This window comes from Actinacidiphila sp. bgisy160 (assembly GCF_057707815.1).
In genome coordinates this window covers 1-16,014 of sequence record NZ_JBYIQW010000014.1, presented here as the reverse complement: position 1 = coordinate 16,014, position 16,014 = coordinate 1, and the positions used below count along the sequence as shown (strand labels likewise).

The 16,014-nt window shown below is 72.5% G+C and carries 13 protein-coding genes and 1 pseudogene; 10 read left to right on the top strand and 4 right to left on the bottom strand.

Annotated elements, in window-relative coordinates:
• Window positions 1-75 precede the first annotated feature (75 nt).
• Window positions 76-963: a phosphogluconate dehydrogenase (NAD(+)-dependent, decarboxylating) gene (gene gnd, locus AC3EUJ_RS14275; protein WP_431961562.1), complete on the top strand. Its 888-nt coding sequence runs from the start codon at window positions 76-78 to the stop codon at window positions 961-963.
• 137 nt (window positions 964-1,100) lie between these two features.
• Complete coding sequence (locus AC3EUJ_RS14270; RefSeq protein WP_431961561.1) at window positions 1,101-1,766, top strand: histidine phosphatase family protein; 666 nt, start codon at window positions 1,101-1,103, stop codon at window positions 1,764-1,766.
• Here the strand turns inward: AC3EUJ_RS14270 and helR are convergent.
• Window positions 1,753-3,903: an RNA polymerase recycling motor ATPase HelR gene (gene helR, locus AC3EUJ_RS14265; protein WP_431961560.1), complete on the bottom strand. Its 2,151-nt coding sequence runs from the start codon at window positions 3,901-3,903 to the stop codon at window positions 1,753-1,755. The genes AC3EUJ_RS14270 and helR overlap by 14 nt on opposite strands.
• A 256-nt stretch (window positions 3,904-4,159) precedes the next feature.
• Between helR and AC3EUJ_RS14260 the strand changes: the two genes are divergently transcribed.
• From AC3EUJ_RS14260 to AC3EUJ_RS14250, 3 genes and pseudogenes are all read left to right on the top strand, one after another.
• Window positions 4,160-4,987 (top strand): SDR family oxidoreductase, encoded by an 828-nt coding sequence (locus tag AC3EUJ_RS14260; protein WP_431961559.1) that lies wholly within the window; start codon window positions 4,160-4,162, stop codon window positions 4,985-4,987.
• Window positions 4,988-5,107: 120 nt separating this feature from the next.
• A complete protein-coding gene (locus tag AC3EUJ_RS14255; RefSeq protein ID WP_431961558.1) occupies window positions 5,108-5,248 on the top strand; it encodes a hypothetical protein in 141 nt (46 codons plus the stop codon).
• Window positions 5,245-5,514, top strand: a pseudogene (locus AC3EUJ_RS14250) (nitrile hydratase accessory protein); the annotation flags it as partial. The gene AC3EUJ_RS14255 and the pseudogene AC3EUJ_RS14250, both read left to right, overlap by 4 nt.
• A 114-nt stretch (window positions 5,515-5,628) precedes the next feature.
• On the opposite strand, the gene AC3EUJ_RS14245 reads toward AC3EUJ_RS14250, so the two are convergent.
• Complete coding sequence (locus AC3EUJ_RS14245) at window positions 5,629-7,875, bottom strand: SpoIIE family protein phosphatase (protein WP_431961557.1); 2,247 nt, start codon at window positions 7,873-7,875, stop codon at window positions 5,629-5,631.
• 243 nt (window positions 7,876-8,118) lie between these two features.
• Between AC3EUJ_RS14245 and AC3EUJ_RS14240 the strand changes: the two genes are divergently transcribed.
• The gene (locus AC3EUJ_RS14240; RefSeq protein ID WP_431961556.1) at window positions 8,119-9,024 is read left to right on the top strand and encodes an NmrA family NAD(P)-binding protein; all 906 of its coding nucleotides are present in this window, start codon (window positions 8,119-8,121) and stop codon (window positions 9,022-9,024) included.
• A 506-nt stretch (window positions 9,025-9,530) separates the two neighbouring features.
• Window positions 9,531-11,501, top strand: a complete 1,971-nt coding sequence (locus tag AC3EUJ_RS14235; protein WP_431961555.1) for a multicopper oxidase family protein — start codon at window positions 9,531-9,533, stop codon at window positions 11,499-11,501.
• Between the two features lie 69 nt (window positions 11,502-11,570).
• Here the strand turns inward: AC3EUJ_RS14235 and AC3EUJ_RS14230 are convergent, their stop codons facing one another.
• Both AC3EUJ_RS14230 and AC3EUJ_RS14225 read right to left on the bottom strand, forming a co-directional pair.
• Complete coding sequence (locus AC3EUJ_RS14230) at window positions 11,571-12,926, bottom strand: mycothione reductase (RefSeq protein ID WP_431961554.1); 1,356 nt, start codon at window positions 12,924-12,926, stop codon at window positions 11,571-11,573.
• A 151-nt stretch (window positions 12,927-13,077) separates the two neighbouring features.
• Window positions 13,078-13,680 (bottom strand): CGNR zinc finger domain-containing protein, encoded by a 603-nt coding sequence (locus tag AC3EUJ_RS14225; protein WP_431961553.1) that lies wholly within the window; start codon window positions 13,678-13,680, stop codon window positions 13,078-13,080.
• 320 nt (window positions 13,681-14,000) lie between these two features.
• Here AC3EUJ_RS14225 and AC3EUJ_RS14220 point away from each other — a divergent pair, with 320 nt between their 5' ends.
• The 3 genes from AC3EUJ_RS14220 to AC3EUJ_RS14210 form a co-directional block, all read left to right on the top strand.
• The gene (locus AC3EUJ_RS14220) at window positions 14,001-14,474 is read left to right on the top strand and encodes a VOC family protein (RefSeq protein WP_431961552.1); all 474 of its coding nucleotides are present in this window, start codon (window positions 14,001-14,003) and stop codon (window positions 14,472-14,474) included.
• A 106-nt stretch (window positions 14,475-14,580) separates the two neighbouring features.
• A complete protein-coding gene (locus AC3EUJ_RS14215; RefSeq protein WP_431961663.1) occupies window positions 14,581-15,696 on the top strand; it encodes an alpha/beta fold hydrolase in 1,116 nt (371 codons plus the stop codon).
• Between the two features lie 58 nt (window positions 15,697-15,754).
• Window positions 15,755-16,014 (top strand): twin-arginine translocase TatA/TatE family subunit (locus AC3EUJ_RS14210; RefSeq protein ID WP_488180958.1); only part of this gene is annotated, 260 nt, incomplete at its 3' end.

Sequence of the window (16,014 nt, the reverse complement as noted above, 5' to 3'; positions counted from 1 at the left end):
CACGGCGGCGCCACCCGGCCCCGGGCGGGCGCCGCCCGCCGACCACACCCACGACACACAGAAGGAGCACCTGACATGCAACTCGGACTCGTCGGCCTCGGCAAGATGGGCGGCAACATGCGCGAGCGGATCCGCCGCGCGGGCCACACCGTCGTCGGCTACGACCGGGACCCCGAACTGGCCGACGTCGGCAGCCTCACCGAACTGGTCGACAAGCTCGACGCACCGCGCGTGGTCTGGGTCATGGTGCCGGCCGGCGCCGCGACCCAGTCCGTGGTCGATGAGCTCGGCGGCCTCCTCGAGCCGGGCGACATCGTTGTTGACGGCGGCAACTCCCGCTGGACGGACGACGAGAAGCACGCCCAGGAGCTGGCCGCCAAGGGGATCGGCTTCGTCGACGCCGGCGTCTCCGGCGGTGTCTGGGGCCTGGAGAACGGCTACGCCCTCATGGTCGGCGGGCAGGCCGAGCACGTCGAGCGGGTGCGGCCGGTCTTCGACGCCCTCAAGCCCGAGGGCGACTTCGGTTTCGTCCACGCGGGCAAGGTCGGCGCCGGCCACTTCGCCAAGATGGTCCACAACGGCATCGAGTACGCCATGATGCAGGCCTACGCCGAGGGCTGGGAGCTGCTGGAGAAGGTGCACTCGGTCACCGACGTGCGCGAGGTGTTCCGCTCCTGGCAGGAGGGCACCGTCATCCGCTCCTGGCTGCTGGACCTGGCCGTGAACGCCCTCGACGAGGACGAGCACCTCGAGCAGCTCAAGGGCTTCGCGGAGGACTCCGGCGAGGGCCGCTGGACGGTCGAGGCGGCCATCGACAACGCCGTGCCGCTCCCCGCGATCACCGCGTCGCTCTTCGCCCGCTTCGCGTCCCGCCAGGACGACTCCCCGCAGATGAAGATGATCGCCGCCCTCCGCAACCAGTTCGGCGGCCACGCCGTCACCTCCGCGGACACCGCCCGCTAGCCACCGCAGTGACCCGCGCCGGCCGGTCCGGCCGGCGCGGGCACCACCGCACTGCCCCCACCACCACCGCAAAGACACCTCACCACCGCACCGCACACACCACCCCCTCCTCCATTGCCGAAAGTGGATGAACGATCATGGGTGACCTGCTCCTGCTCCGCCACGGCGAAACCGCGTGGACCCTGTCCCGGCAGCACACCAGCCACACCGACCTCCCCCTGACCCCGCACGGCGAGGACGAGGCCGCCCGCGTCGCCGCCGTGCTGCGCGGCCACGACATCGCCCTCGCCCTGAGCAGCCCGCTGCGCCGCGCCGTGCGCACGGCCGAGCTGGCCGGGGTGAGCGGCCCCGAGATCGACCCGGACCTGAGCGAATGGGACTACGGGGGCTACGAGGGCGTCACCACCGCGGAGATCCACCGCACCCGCCCGACGTGGAACCTGTGGACCGACGGCGTGGCCACCGGCCCGGCGGACCATCCCGGCGAGAGCCCCGAGGACGTCGGCCGCCGGGCCGACCGCGTGCTCGCGCGCGTCGAGCCGCTGCTGCGCGACCCGGCCGTGGGCGACGTCCTGCTTGTCGCCCACGGCCACATCCTGCGCGTCCTCACCGCCCGCCGTCTCGGTCTGCCGCCCTCCGCCGGTTCGCTGTTCGCCCTGGACACCGGCACCGTCAGCCGCCTCGGCACCGAGCACGGCCGCCCCGTCATCAAGGCCTGGAACACCACGGGTGCCCCGGCGTCCGGCGCCGTCTCCCTGTCCGGCGCCGTTCCCCGGCCAAGGCGCCCCGTCAGGAACTCCTGAGCACGACGAGTTGCCGGGTCGCGCGGGTCATCGCGACGTAGCGGTCGACCGCTCCCTCCACACCCTCGCCGAACGCCTCCGGGTCGACGAGGACGACCAGGTCGAACTCCAGCCCCTTGGACAGCTCCGGGGTCAGGGACCGCACGCGGGGCGTCGCGCGGAACGACGGATGGCCGATGACACAGGCGACGCCGTCGTCGTGCGACGCGAGCCAGGTGCCGAGGACCGTGTCGAGATCCGTGACCCGTCCGTGCACGACGGGCACACCGCCGCTGCGGACGGAGGCGGGCACATTGGCGTCCGGCAGCACGGCCCGGATGACCGGCTCGGCTTCCGCCATGACCTCCCGCGGCGTCCGGTAGTTGATGCCCAGCGAGGCCACGGTCACCCGGTCGAGGCCCACCCGCCGCAGCCGCTCCTGCCACGACTCCGCGAACCCGTGCCGTGCCTGTGCCCGGTCCCCGACGACGGTGAAGCTGCGGGACGGGCAGCGCAGCAGCAGCATCTGCCACTGCGCGTCGGTCAGTTCCTGGGCCTCGTCCACCACGATGTGGGCGAACGGTCCCGCCAGGGGTTCCGGGTCGTCGCCGGGCAGAGCGGTGTCGTCGACCAGGCTGTCCCGCAGGTCCTGTCCGAGCAGCATCGTCACCGCGCCCTCGCCGTCGTCGTCGGCCGCCAGCACGTTGTCGATGACGTCGGCCATGCGTGCGCGCTCGGCCGCGACGGCGGCCTCACGCCGGTGCTCGCGGCGCGCCGCGAGCGGATCGCCGAGCCGCTGCCGTGCCGCGTCCAGGATCGGCAGGTCGGACACCGTCCATGCCTGCGGGTCCGCCCGCTGCAGCCTGCGGACGTCCTCGGGGGCGAGCCACGGAGCACACAGCCGCAGGTAGGCGGGGACCGACCACAGGTCCCCGACGAGGTCGGCCGCGTCGATCAACGGCCATGCGCGGTTGAGGGTCGTGACCAGTTCCCCGTCGTGCAGCAACGACCTGCGGAACATCTCCGGCGGGACGTCCTCGTCACCGAGCCTGTCCAGGAGGACGGCGGTCAGCTCCTCCCAGATCAGGTCGCGCGCCTCGTTGTGCGGGGTGGCCGGCCCCGGCGCGTCGAAGGCCTCGGCCCAGTCGTCGGCGGTCAGCCGGACGTCGCCCCAGTCGGTCGACACCGTCATCCCCGCCGACGGCGGCTCCTCGTAGAACCTGACGGCCTTCTCCACGGCCCGCACCATGTCCGCCGACGACTTCAGGCGGGCCACGTCCGGGTCGGTCTCGGCCGTCGCCGTGGCCCCCTCGGCGACCAGGTCCCGCAGGGTGCAGGTCCGCACACCCTCCTCGCCGAGGCTCGGGAGGACATCGGCGACATAGGCCAGGTAGGGCTGGTGCGGGCCGACGAACAGCACGCCGCCCCGGCGACGACCGAGGCGCGGGTCGGAGTAGAGGAGGTAGGCGGAGCGGTGCAGGGCGACGACGGTCTTCCCCGTCCCCGGACCCCCGTCGACGACGAGGGCGCCCCGTGACCCCGCCCGGATCACGGCGTCCTGGTCGGCCTGGATGGTGGCGAGCACGTCCCGCATCCGGGGCGACCGGCTACCGCCCAGGCTCGCGATGAACGCCGACTGGTCGTCGAGCGCGGCGCGCCCCTCGAGTCCGTCGGCGGTGAACACCTCGTCCCAGTAGTCGCTGACCCGGCCGCCGCTCCAGCGGTACCTGCGGCGGCTCACCAGCCCCATCGGGTCGGCGTGGGTCGCCGCGAAGAACGGCTCGGCGGCGGGGGAGCGCCAGTCGATCAGCAGCCGGCGCCCCGCGCTGTCGGTGAGGCCGAGCCGCCCGATGTACACCGGCTCGGGGTCGTCGGCGCGCACGATGTGCCCGAGGCACAGGTCCAGGCCGAAGCGGCGCAGCGCGCGCAGCCGGGCGGTCAGCCGGTGGATCTCCGCGTCCCGGTCCATCGCCTGACGGCCCACGCCGCCGGGCGCCCTGCGCTCGGCGGCGAGGCGTTCTGACAGCTCGGCGATGGCCCGGTCGAGGCTCTCCGCGATGGCGGCGAAGTGCCGCTCGTCGCCTGCGACGAGCGCCGGGGCGGCCTTGGCGGCGAGCCGGGCGGGAAGGGCGAACGCGCCGGTGGTCAGGGGCTCCACGTCAGCGGCTCCGATCCGCGGCCGCTCCCGCGCTGCTCGACCCGTCGACGAACAAATGACAACACACGTATCAGAACTTCCAATTCCCCAGGTTCCGGCTCAGGTCAGCGATTCTGCGGTACGAGGGGGGCCTTGCCGCAAGGCCCCCTGTGCGCTATATGTTGAGAGTGGCAAGGGAAGGGTTTCCTCCCTTGCCTTCGTCGTTTTCCGCGGCGGACGAGCCCACCGCCCTTGCGGCTGCCCTACGGTGAAGTCCGTGAAGGTCCTCATCGTCGGCGGCAGCGGTTTCCTGGGCAGGGAACTCGTACGACAGGCCGTGGCCGCGGGTCTCTGGACGGCGGCGACGTACCGCTCCCGCCATCCCGGCGGGGTTCCCGGTATCCCGTGGCACCACCTCGACCTCCGTGCCCCCGGGCACCTCGGCACGGTGCTGGCCGAGGCCGCCCCCGACGCCGTCGTCAACGTCACCAGCGGCTACAGCGACTGGGAGGTCACCGCCGACGGCTCGGTCCGCGTGGCGATGGCCGCGGCGGAACACGGCTGCCGCCTGGTCCACGTCTCCAGCGACGCCGTCTTCTCCGGGGCCCGGGTCCGCTACGACGAGTCCTGCCGTCCCGACCCCGTCACCCCGTACGGCGCGGCGAAGGCCGCCGCCGAGACCGCGGTGCGGCTCCTGGTGCCCGCCGCCGTGGTCGCGCGCACCTCCTTGATCATCGGCGACGGCGGGTCCGTGCACGAGCGCCTGGTCCACGACCTGGCGGCCGGAGTGCGCGACGGCGTCCTGTTCACCGGCGAAGTCCGCTGCCCGGTGCACGTCGGGGACCTCGCCTCCGCCCTGTGGGAACTCGCGGTGTCCGACGCGTCCGGGATGTTCCACCTCGCCGGGACGGACGCCCTCAGCCGCCACCGACTCGGCGCGCTCATCGCCCGCCGCGACGGCCTCGACGCCACCGCGCTGCCCGCCGGGCGCCGTGCCGGCGGCCCCGTACCCGGGGCCCTCGACGTCCGCCTCGACAGCAGTGCCACCCAAAGGCTCATACGGACCCGCCTGCGCGGGGCCCGGGAGTTCCTCGCCTCCCGGTAGGGCGGCGGCCTGACGGCCCGTCGGAGGGAACCGGGAGGCGGGCGGGCCGTGTCGCGGGGACACCGGCCGCCCGGGGGCCAAGCTGGTGTGCGGTGATCCCGGCACAGGAAAGAGCGCGCCATGGAGGGCATCGCCGACTTGGGGGGCACGCCAGGATGGGGCGAACGACCCGCCGGCACCGAGCACTTGACCGAGGAGGAACTCGTGCCGCTGGTGACCCGGGACGCAGGGGTCGGCGTGGCGAAGGTGGCGGCGCCGTGACCGCTCCCCTGGACGTCGACGGGCCGGCCGCCCCGCCCCGCTCCAACGGCGAGCTGGTCTTCGCCGAGCCGTGGGAGAGCCGCGCCTTCGGCTTGGCCGCCGGCCTCCACGAGTCCGGTGCCTTCGGCCGGCCGCGGTTCCAGTCCGCGCTCATCGCCCGGATCCGGGCCTGGGAGAAGGGTCCCGCGGCGGACGACCCCTGGGACCACCACCGGCTCTGGCCGGCCGCCCTGGAGGACGTGCTCACCGAACGGGACGTGCTGGGTGCGGACGAGGTCACCGCGCGCGCCCCGGACCCTGGCCGGACGCCCCGTGGGCCCCACGACCACGAACACACACATCCACACCGACCGCGGGGCCACCGGTCCAGGCAGGCGCCGTCAGGCCTCCGTGGGGATGGGCAGATCCAGCGAGACGGTCTTGCCGCGGCCGTTGGGCGAGGTGTTCCACTGCCCGGCCAGGGCCTCCACGATGAGCAGGCCCCGGCCGTGCTCGGCCTCGGCGTTCTCCTCCTCGTCCAGGGCGAGCGGCGAGGGGACGGGCGGATTGCCGCAGGAGTCCCGTACCTCCAGCCGCACGCGGTCGTCGAAGGCCCGCAGCCGGACGTCGACATCGCTGCCCGCGTGGATGAGGGCGTTCGTCACGACCTCGGACGCGATCAGCTGCAGGGCGTCCGACATGCCCGCCAGCGACCACGAGCGCAGTTGCTCGTCGACGAACGCCCGGGTCGCCTTGACCCCGTGCAGATCGCGGCGCTGCACGTGCAGGCTCGCCGTCCGTGGCGCCCCCTTGCCCACGGCGCCCTCGTACCTGGCCAGGAGCAGCACCGCGTCGTCGCGGCGCCACCTGGGGCCGGAGACCTGGGCGACCAGGCGGTCGGCGAGTCGCTCCAGGTCGGTCCCGGCCTGCCGGCCGCCCTTGTGGAGCAGGTCCTGAGCGCACGTGCCGGGATCGCGGGTGGCGGAGTCCGTCAGACCGTTGGAGTACAGCATCAGCACGGACCCCGGCGACAGCGTGTGCTCCCAACTCCGGTAGGGGTGCCCGGCGGTGACGCCCAGCGGGAGGTTCGGTGGGGCTTCGAGGACGTCGACGCTCCCGTCGGGCCGCCGTACGATCGGCGCCGGGTGCCCGGCCAGGGCCACCTCGGCCGTTCCGTCGCCGGTGTCCAGGGCGACCACGCAGCACGTCACGAGCTGCTCGGTGCCGAGTTCGGCGAGCAGCCGGTCCGTCCGGTCGATCACCACGGCCGGGCAGTGACCCTCGGTGGCGTACGAGATCAGCGCGGTGCGCGCCTGGCCCATGACGGCGGCGCTGTCCAGGTCGTGGCCCTCCACGTCACCGACGACCAGCACCATCCTGTCGTCCGCCACTTTGATCACGTCGTACCAGTCGCCGCCCACCTGCACCGTGGTCACGGCGGGCCGGTAGCGCGCGGTGGTCGCCAGCCCCGGTACCTCGGCGAGGGCGGACGGCAGGAGCCTGCGCTGCAGGTGTTCGGCGACCTCGCGTTGTCTGGCATCCAGTTCGACGCGTTCGACCGTCGCCCCCAGCATCCCGGCCATCATGCCGAGCACCGTCCGCTCCTCGGGCGGGAACTCGCGGGGCCCGGCGAACTCCAGGCAGCACACGCCGACGACGTGTGTGTTCCGCGCGGGTGCCTCAGCGACGAGCCTGCTCCCGATGGCGAGCGGCAGATAGGCCGCGGCCCGCGGCCCGGCATCCTCCCATTCGGAGCCCTCGTCCCGCGGTGGCCCGCCGGACAGGAACAGCGCGTGCCCGCCGACCGCCTCCGCCGCCGGGGTTCGCGCACCGAGTCGGGCGCCGTGGAGGGTGCGGACCATGGCGGAGGAGGGCCCGCTGTGCCCAAGGACCCACAGCCGGCCCGCACTCACCGAGGCGAGCACCAGGACGCGGGCACCGAGGGGGGTCATGATGGAGTCACGTGCCGCCGCGATGACGTGGTCCATGGTGGTGGCCTGGTTCAGCCGTTCGGCGAGATGCCGTAGGGGGTACATCAGGCTGGCGCCGGCCGAGCCGGGGACGCCGCGCACTCCCCAGCCCGGGGTGTGGACGCTCGAGTGGAGCACCGGCACGACGGCGGGTGTGGGGCCGGCCCTGACGGTGGTGCCGTGGCGTGCGAGCCCGGCGAGAGCCGCGGCCAGTGTGTCCGCGATCTCCCGCAGCACCTTGTGGTCCGCGGGGCCGTAGTCGCCGTGGCTCTCCAGGCGCAGGACGGTGAGCGCGCCGAAGCGGTGCCCGTCCGCGGTGACCGGGGCCGCCAGGGCCGCGTAGGGATAGGGCAGGGCGTACGTCTGGTCCGCGCCGGCCGGATCGGGATCGGGGAGGACCGCCGTCCTTCCCGTGGCGACGGCACGGGACGAGGCGCGGGGCATGTCGATATCGATCGTGCAGGGCATCGTGAAGCAGGAGGGCGGGCTGCCGGCGATCATCGCCGCGTGCAGTTCGGCATCGTCCCCGTGCAGCAGGTAGACCGCCGCGGACACGGCGTCCATCCGGAACAGGGCCTCACGGACGGCGCCGTGCAGGACCTCCTCGAGATCCGTGGCCTGGATCCGTGCGGGCCCGCCGTCGCGGCGGTGTTCTCCGACCGCGCTGTTGCTCGTCATCGAACGACTCCCTCTTGGCGAGTATAGGTGCGCGGGTGACCGCTCGCTCATGGGCGGGACGCCGCCCCTGCGGGCGCGGGCCCCGGGCCGTGCGGGGCGGGCGCGGTTGCCGCCCGCGAGATAGGAGCATATGCTCGTAATGGTTCAGGGGTGGGCGCGGTCCCGTCGGCACCTCGTACGCCGAGGGCGTCCGTGGCCACACCTGTCACCGGAAACTCAGCCAACCCAGAAGGAGACCGACCGATGGCTGCCGGCAATCTTGTCCTCGTCACCGGGGTCGGCGGCGTGGGCCGTGCCGTCCTCGAACTCCTGCGTGAGCAGGGCGTACCGGTGCGCGCGATGGTCCGCCGCGACGACGAACGGGCGGACGCGCTGCGCGCGCTCGGCGCGGAGGTCGTCACCGGCGATCTCACCCGGCCCGAGACCGTCGCGGCGGCGCTTGAGGGGGCGCGGCGGATGTACTTCGCCATGCCCGTCTCGCCCGACCACCTGCTCGCGGCGACCGTGGTGGCGAGCGTCGCCCGCGAGTACGGACGGCTGGACGCGCTGGTGGGCATGTCGCAGATGACGGTGTCGCAGATGACCGGGACCAGCACGGGGGAGTCCCACCAGCAGCGGCTGCACTGGCTGGCGGAGCAGGTGCTGAACTGGTCGGGTCTGCCGGTGGTGCACATCCGCCCGACGTCCTTCCTGGACAATCCGCTGTTCACCGCGCTGGCGGCACGGTCGATCCGGGAGAGCGGGACGATCGCGCTGCCGTTCGGCGCCGGGCGCACCTCGCCGGTGGCCGTGGAGGACGTCGCCCGGGCGGTCGCCACGGTCCTGCGCGATCCGGCCCCGCACGTCGGCCGGGTCTACGAACTGACCGGCCCGCGCACGGTCGACATGACGGAGATGGCCGAGGAGTTCTCGCGGGCGCTGGGACGTCAGGTGACGTACGTCGACGTGCCCCCGGAACGGTGGCAGGCCGAGGTGCTCGGTCAGGTCGGTCTGCCGCAGCACATCGAGGCCCACATCGCCACGATGGGCCGGCTGCACCGGGAGAACCGTTACGACCGGGCGTCGGACGACGTCGAGCGCGTGACGGGCGTGCCCGCCCGGACCGTCGAGCAGTTCGTCGCCGCCCGCCGGGACTTCTACTTGGGCTGAGCCCTCGCAGGCGGCTTCGGCGTCCCACGGGGGGCGCCGGACGGAGGGGCTCGGCGCGCCTGCCGGGCCCCTCGTTCCGGGTTCCGTTTGATGACGAATCAAGCTACTTGCGCGTACAAGTAGTCGAATCTTCTACTTGTTTGACCGAGCAAGTAGTGCGCGGGGGCTCAGCGCAGGCTGGGGGGATTGCCCGGGTACGAGTGCCGCACCGAGGTGGCGAACCCACCATGAGGATGCGCGCTCCGGGAACGCCGGACCGACAGGACCCATGTCGGGGCCGGCCGGCAGGCCGTCGTGTCTGCCCTGACGCGGGATGCCAGGTGGCCGACAGCTCCGACGGCGTCCGTCCGCGCCGGAAACCCCCCCTCAGGCCGCCGGTCGTCCGCTCGGCGTCGCCGTCCTGAGGCGTGCGGAACGACGCTCCCCGGACCCAGGGGAGCGCGGGCGCGTCCCTCCGAGGCTCCACCTCCCGCACTCGTACCACCCAGAACAGGATGAACACTTACATGCCAACCACCAGCAGGCGGACCGTTCTCGGCATGGCCGGGGTCACCGCCGCGGCCGTCGCCGTGGCCGGTACCGGGGTCCTCGGCTCCACCGGCGTCTTCCAGGGCACCGCGGAGGCGGCCGACGCGCTCAACGGCGTGAACGAGCCCACGTTCACGACGCTGAAGCCGTTCCGCGACCCGCTGCGCGTCCCGCCGAAGCTGCGCCCCAAGAGCCACGGGATCACCGAGATCGACATGGTGGAGTCCCGGGTCCGGCTGCACTCCCAGATGCCGCCGAGCCGGATGTGGACCTACGCCGGCCACTTCCCCGGCCCGACCATCGAGGTCCGCAGCGGGGAGCGCGTCCGCATCGCCTGGAACAACAGGCTCAAGGGCACGACGCCGCTCAAGGCCGTGTGGGTGAACGCCGAGGGCCCCGGCCCCGGCCTGCTGCCCTACAACCGGCCCGGCGCCGAGGGCGCACCCGCCCGCCCCGAGGTCGAGCGGCTCACCGCCTGGACCACCGTTCACGTCCACGGCGGCCACCAGAACGCCCTGAGCGACGGCGCCGCGGAGTTCGGAGTCACCGCCGGGAACGGCCAGTTGGGCGAGTACGCCAACGACCAGGCGGCCACGCACCTCTTCTACCACGACCACGCCATGTCGGTGACCTCGCTCAACGTGCAGTCCGGCCTGGTCGGCAACTACCTGGTGCGCGACGCGGAGGAGGACCGGCTCGGCCTGCCCCGCGGCGAGCACGAGATCCCGCTGACGATCCAGGACGTGAACTTCGACACCGACGCCCAGGGACGGCTCACCGGCCAGGTCCTCGCGAAGCGGATCGTGGGCCCCGGCTCGATGCCGATGCCGGGCACCATCCCGCCCGCCCTGGCGAGCCTGGCCCCGTTCACCATGGTCAACGGCGTGGTGTGGCCGTACCTGGACGTCCAGGCCCGCGCCTACCGCTTCCGGCTGCTGAACGTCTCCGGCGCCCGCGTCTACCGCCTGGTCGTCGTGGACGAGGAGACCGGCAAGGTCGTACACGGCGCCATGAAGCTCATCGGCACCGACATGGGCCTGCTCGGCAAGCCGCAGACCATCGACGAGGCGCTCTCGCTGTCACCCGCGGAACGCGCCGACGTCGTCATCGACTTCGCGGCCTTCCCCGGCAGGAAGCTCAAGCTCGTCAACGCGATCCCGGGCCAGACCCCCGGAGCGGCCCTGCCGGACTTCCTGATCCCCTTCGCCGAGGTCATGCAGTTTTGCGTCGAGAAGCGGCGCCGCGCGCCGCACCCACTTCCGACAACGTTGTCGACGTCGTTCCGCAGGCTCAGCCTCGCCGATGTGCCCAAGGACGCCACCGAGCGCTTCGTCCTGCTGAGCTTCGACACGACCGGCGCCATGCCCCAGATCTGGGAGATGGAGCAGGTCCCGGCCGGCACGGCACCGGGCACCGGCGTCGTCACCGTCGACATGCCGGGCGGTACCGTCACGCTGCGCCGCACGGGCACCATGTTCGAGGACACCACCACCTTCTTCGCCGCCGCCGGCACCTGGGAGAAGTGGCACTTCATCAGCGCCGCCCCCGAGGGCGTGCCCATCTACCACCCCATGCACATCCACCTGATGAACTTCCAGGTCGTCGACCGGCGGACCGTCGACGCCTCCGGCCTGGACTTCGCCACGGCGCAGACCAGGAAGCCCATCACCCTCGGAGCGCCGGTTCCGGTCGCCCCCGAGGAGTCCGGCTGGAAGGACACCATCACCGTCAACGCCAACACCCTCGTCACCGTCGCCGGCCGCCTCGCCGACCAGACCGGCAAGGTGATGTACCACTGCCACCTGCTCGACCACGAGGACGAGGGCATGATGCGGCCCTTCGTCGTCATGCCGTCGCCGGTCCACGACATCCACCGGATGCTGATGGACATGGGCCGGGGCATGGACGCGCACGACATGAAGCACCTGAGGAGCGGCATGAAGATGTAACCCCACCGCTGCCTCTGGATGACCCGGAGCGGTCCCGTCTCGGGCGGGACCGCTCCGGGCGGACCGGGGCTACAGCTCCAGCAGGGCCTGCTCGACGGCCTCGGTGAGCGCGGGGTGGATGTACAGCACGTCCCGGCCGACCTGGTCGGCGGTCTGCCCCAGCGCCATGGCCTGGATCAGAGGCTGGATGAGCGTCGCGGCCTGGGGACCGATGATGTGCGCGCCCAGGATCGTGCGGTCGTGGGGGTTCGCCAGGACCTTCACGAAGCTCGTGGTGTCCTCGAGGGCCCATCCGTAGGCGGTGCCCGCGTAGTCGCGGACGCTGACCAGGCACTCGACGCCGCGGCGACGCGCCTCCTGCTCGGTCAGCCCGACGCTCGCGATCTGCGGACTGGTGAAGACCGCGTGCGGGGCGATCCTGTTGGACAGGGTGTGCGGGTCGTCCGGGTGCAGCAGGTTGTGCCGTACGACCCGGGACTCGGCGTTGGCCATGTGCTTGAGCTGGAAGTGGTTCACGACGTCGCCGAGGGCCCAGACCCCCGGAACCGACGTGCGGTAGCTGCTGTCGGTCACGATGTGACCGTGCTCGTCGAGTTCCAGCCCGCCGGCGGCGGCGTCCAGCCGGTCGCTGTTGGGCCGGCGGCCGGTGCACACCAGCAGCATCTCGGCCTGGACGACGTGGTCGCCGTCGGGGCAGGTCAGGCTCACCTCGACTCCGCCGGAGCGCCGCTCGACGGAGGCGACGGTGGCGCCGAGGAGCAGGTGGTGCCGCCGGGACGCGAGTTCGGTGAAGCGCTGGGACACCTGCTCGTCCTCCGCCATCAGCAGGCGCGGACCCCGCTGGATGATCGTCACGTCCGTCCCGAACGCGCTGAAGACGTGGCCGAACTCGGCCGAGATGAAACCGCCGCCGATGACCACCAGGGAGGCGGGGGCGTCCTCGATCCGCATGATGGTGTCGGAGGTGTGGAAGGGCACGGTGCCCAGTCCGGGGATGTCCGGCACGTCGGGCCGTGAGCCGACCGAGACGACGAAGGTGTCGGCGGTGATCCGCTCCTCGCCCACCTGCAGCACCTTGGGCTCGACGAAGCGCGCCTCGTCGGTGTAGACGTCGATGCCGTTGTCCCGGCGGTAGTCCAGCGCGCTGTCGTGGAGCGGGTCGATCCGGTGGAACACCCGGTCGCGGACGGTCTTCCAGTCCACCGGCTCCACGGTGGCGCGGACGCCGAGCCGCGCCGCGGCCCGCGCGTTCTCCGCCGCGTCGGCGGCCACGACGAACATCTTGCTCGGGATGCAGCCCCGGTTCAGGCAGGTACCGCCGAAGCGGCCCGGCTCGACGATGGCGCGGCGCAGGTGCGCGAACTCGTCCCCGAACAGCATGTTGCCGCTTCCCGCGCCGAGGACCACGAGATCGTAATGCGGCATGTCTGCCCACCTTCCGGTCGGATGTCCGGGCTGCGGCGCATGGCCCTTCCGCGGGACTGCCGCCCGATTTGTGCCTGTTCAGTCCTTCGAAGGTTCATATCACGAGCACAGGTGACCGGGGTCGCACCGCCGGTGCGACACAACCGGAGGGTCAGCCCGCCGTCCCGGTGGCCTGTTCCTTCCTGCGCTGCCGGTAGGCCCGCATGGACGCGCGGGAAGCGCACCTCGGACCGCAGTAACCGGCCGAGCTGTTGCGCGTCCGGTCGAAGAAGCAGAAGTGGCACGGCTCGTGGCGGCACGCCCGCAGCCGGTCCCACAGGCCCGCGTGGGCGAGTTCGGTGACGCTCGCGAGGACGGTCCCGAACAGCCCGGGGACGCCGGTCTGCGTGCTGACCAGGCCGGCCCCCGTGGCGGTGACGACCGAGGCGAGGGGATAGCGGGTCGCGATGCCGCGCAGGTGCTCCTCCGCCCGGGCGAGTGCCTCGGGCGTGGTGTTCTTGTCGCCCGCGTGCGCCAGCAGCACGGTGATCAGGGCGTCGCGCAGTTCGCGTGCGCCGGCCGCGTCGGCCTCGGTGACGAAGGTGATCCCGGCGTCCAGGCCGTGCTCCAGAAGCCATGCGTGCATGGCGCGGGCGTCCGTGAAGCGCTCGGGGAGCTGCCGGGGTCCCGAGGCGTGCGTGTTGAGGAATCGCAGGAGTGCGTCGGCGGCCGCCGGCTGGTTCAGCGGACTGCGCTCGGTCGTGGGTGCGGGCATCGTCCGTGGCCTCCTCTCCCGGTCAGTCTAGATCGCTCCTTGTTAGGTGTGAAATCGCTAAGGTCCTCGTCCGCTTCCCGTGCGGTGAGGTGCATCACGATGGTGAGAAAAGGGACCATCCGGCTTTGCACGTTACGAGCTAATGGCCTACGGTCGTCACCACGAAGACAGGCCGAGCCGCTCTGGACTACGACTCGAAGCCTTCGGCGACCCGGCCGGTGACGGCGTGTGGCGCCGGTGCGGCTCCGCCGTCCTCGTTCATCCCGAAGCGGTGACCCGCCCGTGTGCGGCGCACCGCCGTCAATGAAGAAGGACCCCCCATGAACATGAAGCTGGAACTGGTCGTGCTGCCCGTGTCCGACGTCGACCGGGCCAAGGCGTTCTACGAGGCGGCGGGATTCCGCCTGGATCTGGACAAGGACGTCAGCGAGGGCTGGCGCGCGGTGCACCTCACCCCGCCGGGTTCGGAGTGCTCGGTGATGTTCGGCCGGGGGCTCACCTCCGCCGAGCCGGGCTCCGTCCAGGGTCTGTACCTGATCGTCCCCGACATCGAGGGGGCCCGTGCGGAGCTGGTCGCCCGTGGCGTCGAGGTGAGCGAGGTGTTCCACGACGCCGGCGGGCTGCTCTACCACGGCCATGAGGGCGGAGAGGTCACCCACCGGCTGGAGGGGCAGGCGCGGCTCGCCGGCCTGCACCCGGACCGTGCCTCGTACGGCTCGTTCGCCACCTTCAGCGACCCGGACGGCAACGGCTGGGTGCTCCAGGAGATCCAGCAGCGCTTCCCCGGCCGCTGACACCGCCTTCGACACCGCAGGGCGTACGGGGCCGTGCGGGCACGGCCCCTCCTGCACCCCAATACGAGTATATGCTCGTACATACGCGAAAGGAATTCCCGTGAACATGCCACCCGTGGAGCCGTCCGGGCAGGACGACCCCGGCCGGAGGCCGACGTCGCACCGTGCCCCGCGCGGACTGTCACGACGCGCCTTCGTCGGCGGTGCGGCCGCCTCCGCCGTCACCGTCGCCGGTCTCTCGCTGGCGGGCGGACTGCCGTCGGCCTCCGCCACCCCGCCCCTGCGGACGCCGCGCGGCTTCGGCTCGGTCTCTTCGGCGCCCCGGCTGCCGGCCGGGTTCGCCGACACCTTCAGCAGCCGCTTCGTGCGGGCCGGCGGGCTGCGTCAGCACGTCGTCGTCGGAGGCGACGGGCCGCCGCTGCTGCTGGTGCACGGCTGGCCGCAGAACTGGTACGCCTGGCGCATGCTGATGCCGGAACTGGCCCGGCACCACACCGTCGTCGCCGTCGACCAGCGCGGCATGGGACTGACCGACAACCCCCACGACGGCTACGACACCCGCACCCTGGCGGGCGACCTGGTCGCCCTGATGGACGCCCTGGGCCACGAGCGGTTCGCCGTCGTCGGCCACGACACCGGAATGATCATCAGCTACGCGCTGGCGGCCGACCACCCGGAGCGGGTCGCCCGCGTGGCCCTCGCCGAGGTCCCCGGACCCCCGCGCCAGTCCGCCTCGCCGATCCTGTTCCTGGACGAGCGGGACAACAACAGGCTCTGGCACATCCCGTTCAACCGGGTCGACCACGAGCTGACCGAAAGGCTGGTCAGGGGTCGCGAAGCGGACTTCTACGGCTACGAGTTCGACATCCAGGGCGGGGAGAAGCTGCCCCGGTACGCCCGGGAGTACTACTTCCGCCTCTTCTCCGACCCCGGCACGCTGCGCGGCAGCTTCGGGCTCTACCGCGCGTGGGACGCCACCTCCGCGCAGAACGAGGAGCGCGCGCGGAAGAAGCTGACGATGCCGGTCCTGGCGATCGGCGGGTCCGAGAGCTGGGGCGGCGCCGTCGCGGGCGCGATGGAGCCCCTCGCGGAGGACGTACGGGGCGTGGTGATCCAGGGCGCCGGCCACTGGGTCGCCGAGCAGGCGCCGGAGGAGATGCTGGCGGAACTCGGCACCTTCCTCGCCCCGTACCGCCGTGCCGCCGGTGCGCCGGCCCGTTAACCCGTAACCCCCGGCCGGGCCCGTCCCGGGCGAACCCCACCCACAGACGGGAGGCGCGGTGTTCTCCGACATCGGCCCGCTGGAAGTCCTGACGCTGCTCGTGGTGGCGGTCGTCCTCGTCGGACCCGACAAGCTCCCCGGGCTGGTCTCCGACACCGTGCGTGCCCTGCGCGGGCTCCGTGAGCTCGCGCAGGGCGCCCGGGCGGACCTGCGGGACCAACTCCCGCCCGAGCTGCAGGACCTGGACCTCGCGGACCTCGACCCGCGCGATCCGCCCGCCGGCGGCCGCGGCCGCCGGCCCTTCCAGAGCCGCTCGCC

Excerpts from the sequence above, each read along its gene's own strand:
- AC3EUJ_RS14240 (WP_431961556.1), top strand. The coding sequence starts at position 8,119 with ATGGCTGCCGGCAATCTTGTCCTCGTCACCGGGGTCGGCGGCGTGGGC.
- gnd (WP_431961562.1), top strand. The coding sequence starts at position 76 with ATGCAACTCGGACTCGTCGGCCTCGGCAAGATGGGCGGCAACATGCGC.
- AC3EUJ_RS14230 (WP_431961554.1), bottom strand. The coding sequence starts at position 12,926 with ATGCCGCATTACGATCTCGTGGTCCTCGGCGCGGGAAGCGGCAACATG.
- AC3EUJ_RS14220 (WP_431961552.1), top strand. The coding sequence starts at position 14,001 with ATGAACATGAAGCTGGAACTGGTCGTGCTGCCCGTGTCCGACGTCGAC.
- AC3EUJ_RS14225 (WP_431961553.1), bottom strand. The coding sequence starts at position 13,680 with ATGCCCGCACCCACGACCGAGCGCAGTCCGCTGAACCAGCCGGCGGCC.
- AC3EUJ_RS14270 (WP_431961561.1), top strand. The coding sequence starts at position 1,101 with ATGGGTGACCTGCTCCTGCTCCGCCACGGCGAAACCGCGTGGACCCTG.
- AC3EUJ_RS14215 (WP_431961663.1), top strand. The coding sequence starts at position 14,581 with ATGCCACCCGTGGAGCCGTCCGGGCAGGACGACCCCGGCCGGAGGCCG.
- AC3EUJ_RS14235 (WP_431961555.1), top strand. The coding sequence starts at position 9,531 with ATGCCAACCACCAGCAGGCGGACCGTTCTCGGCATGGCCGGGGTCACC.
- AC3EUJ_RS14255 (WP_431961558.1), top strand. The coding sequence starts at position 5,108 with ATGGAGGGCATCGCCGACTTGGGGGGCACGCCAGGATGGGGCGAACGA.
- AC3EUJ_RS14245 (WP_431961557.1), bottom strand. The coding sequence starts at position 7,875 with ATGACGAGCAACAGCGCGGTCGGAGAACACCGCCGCGACGGCGGGCCC.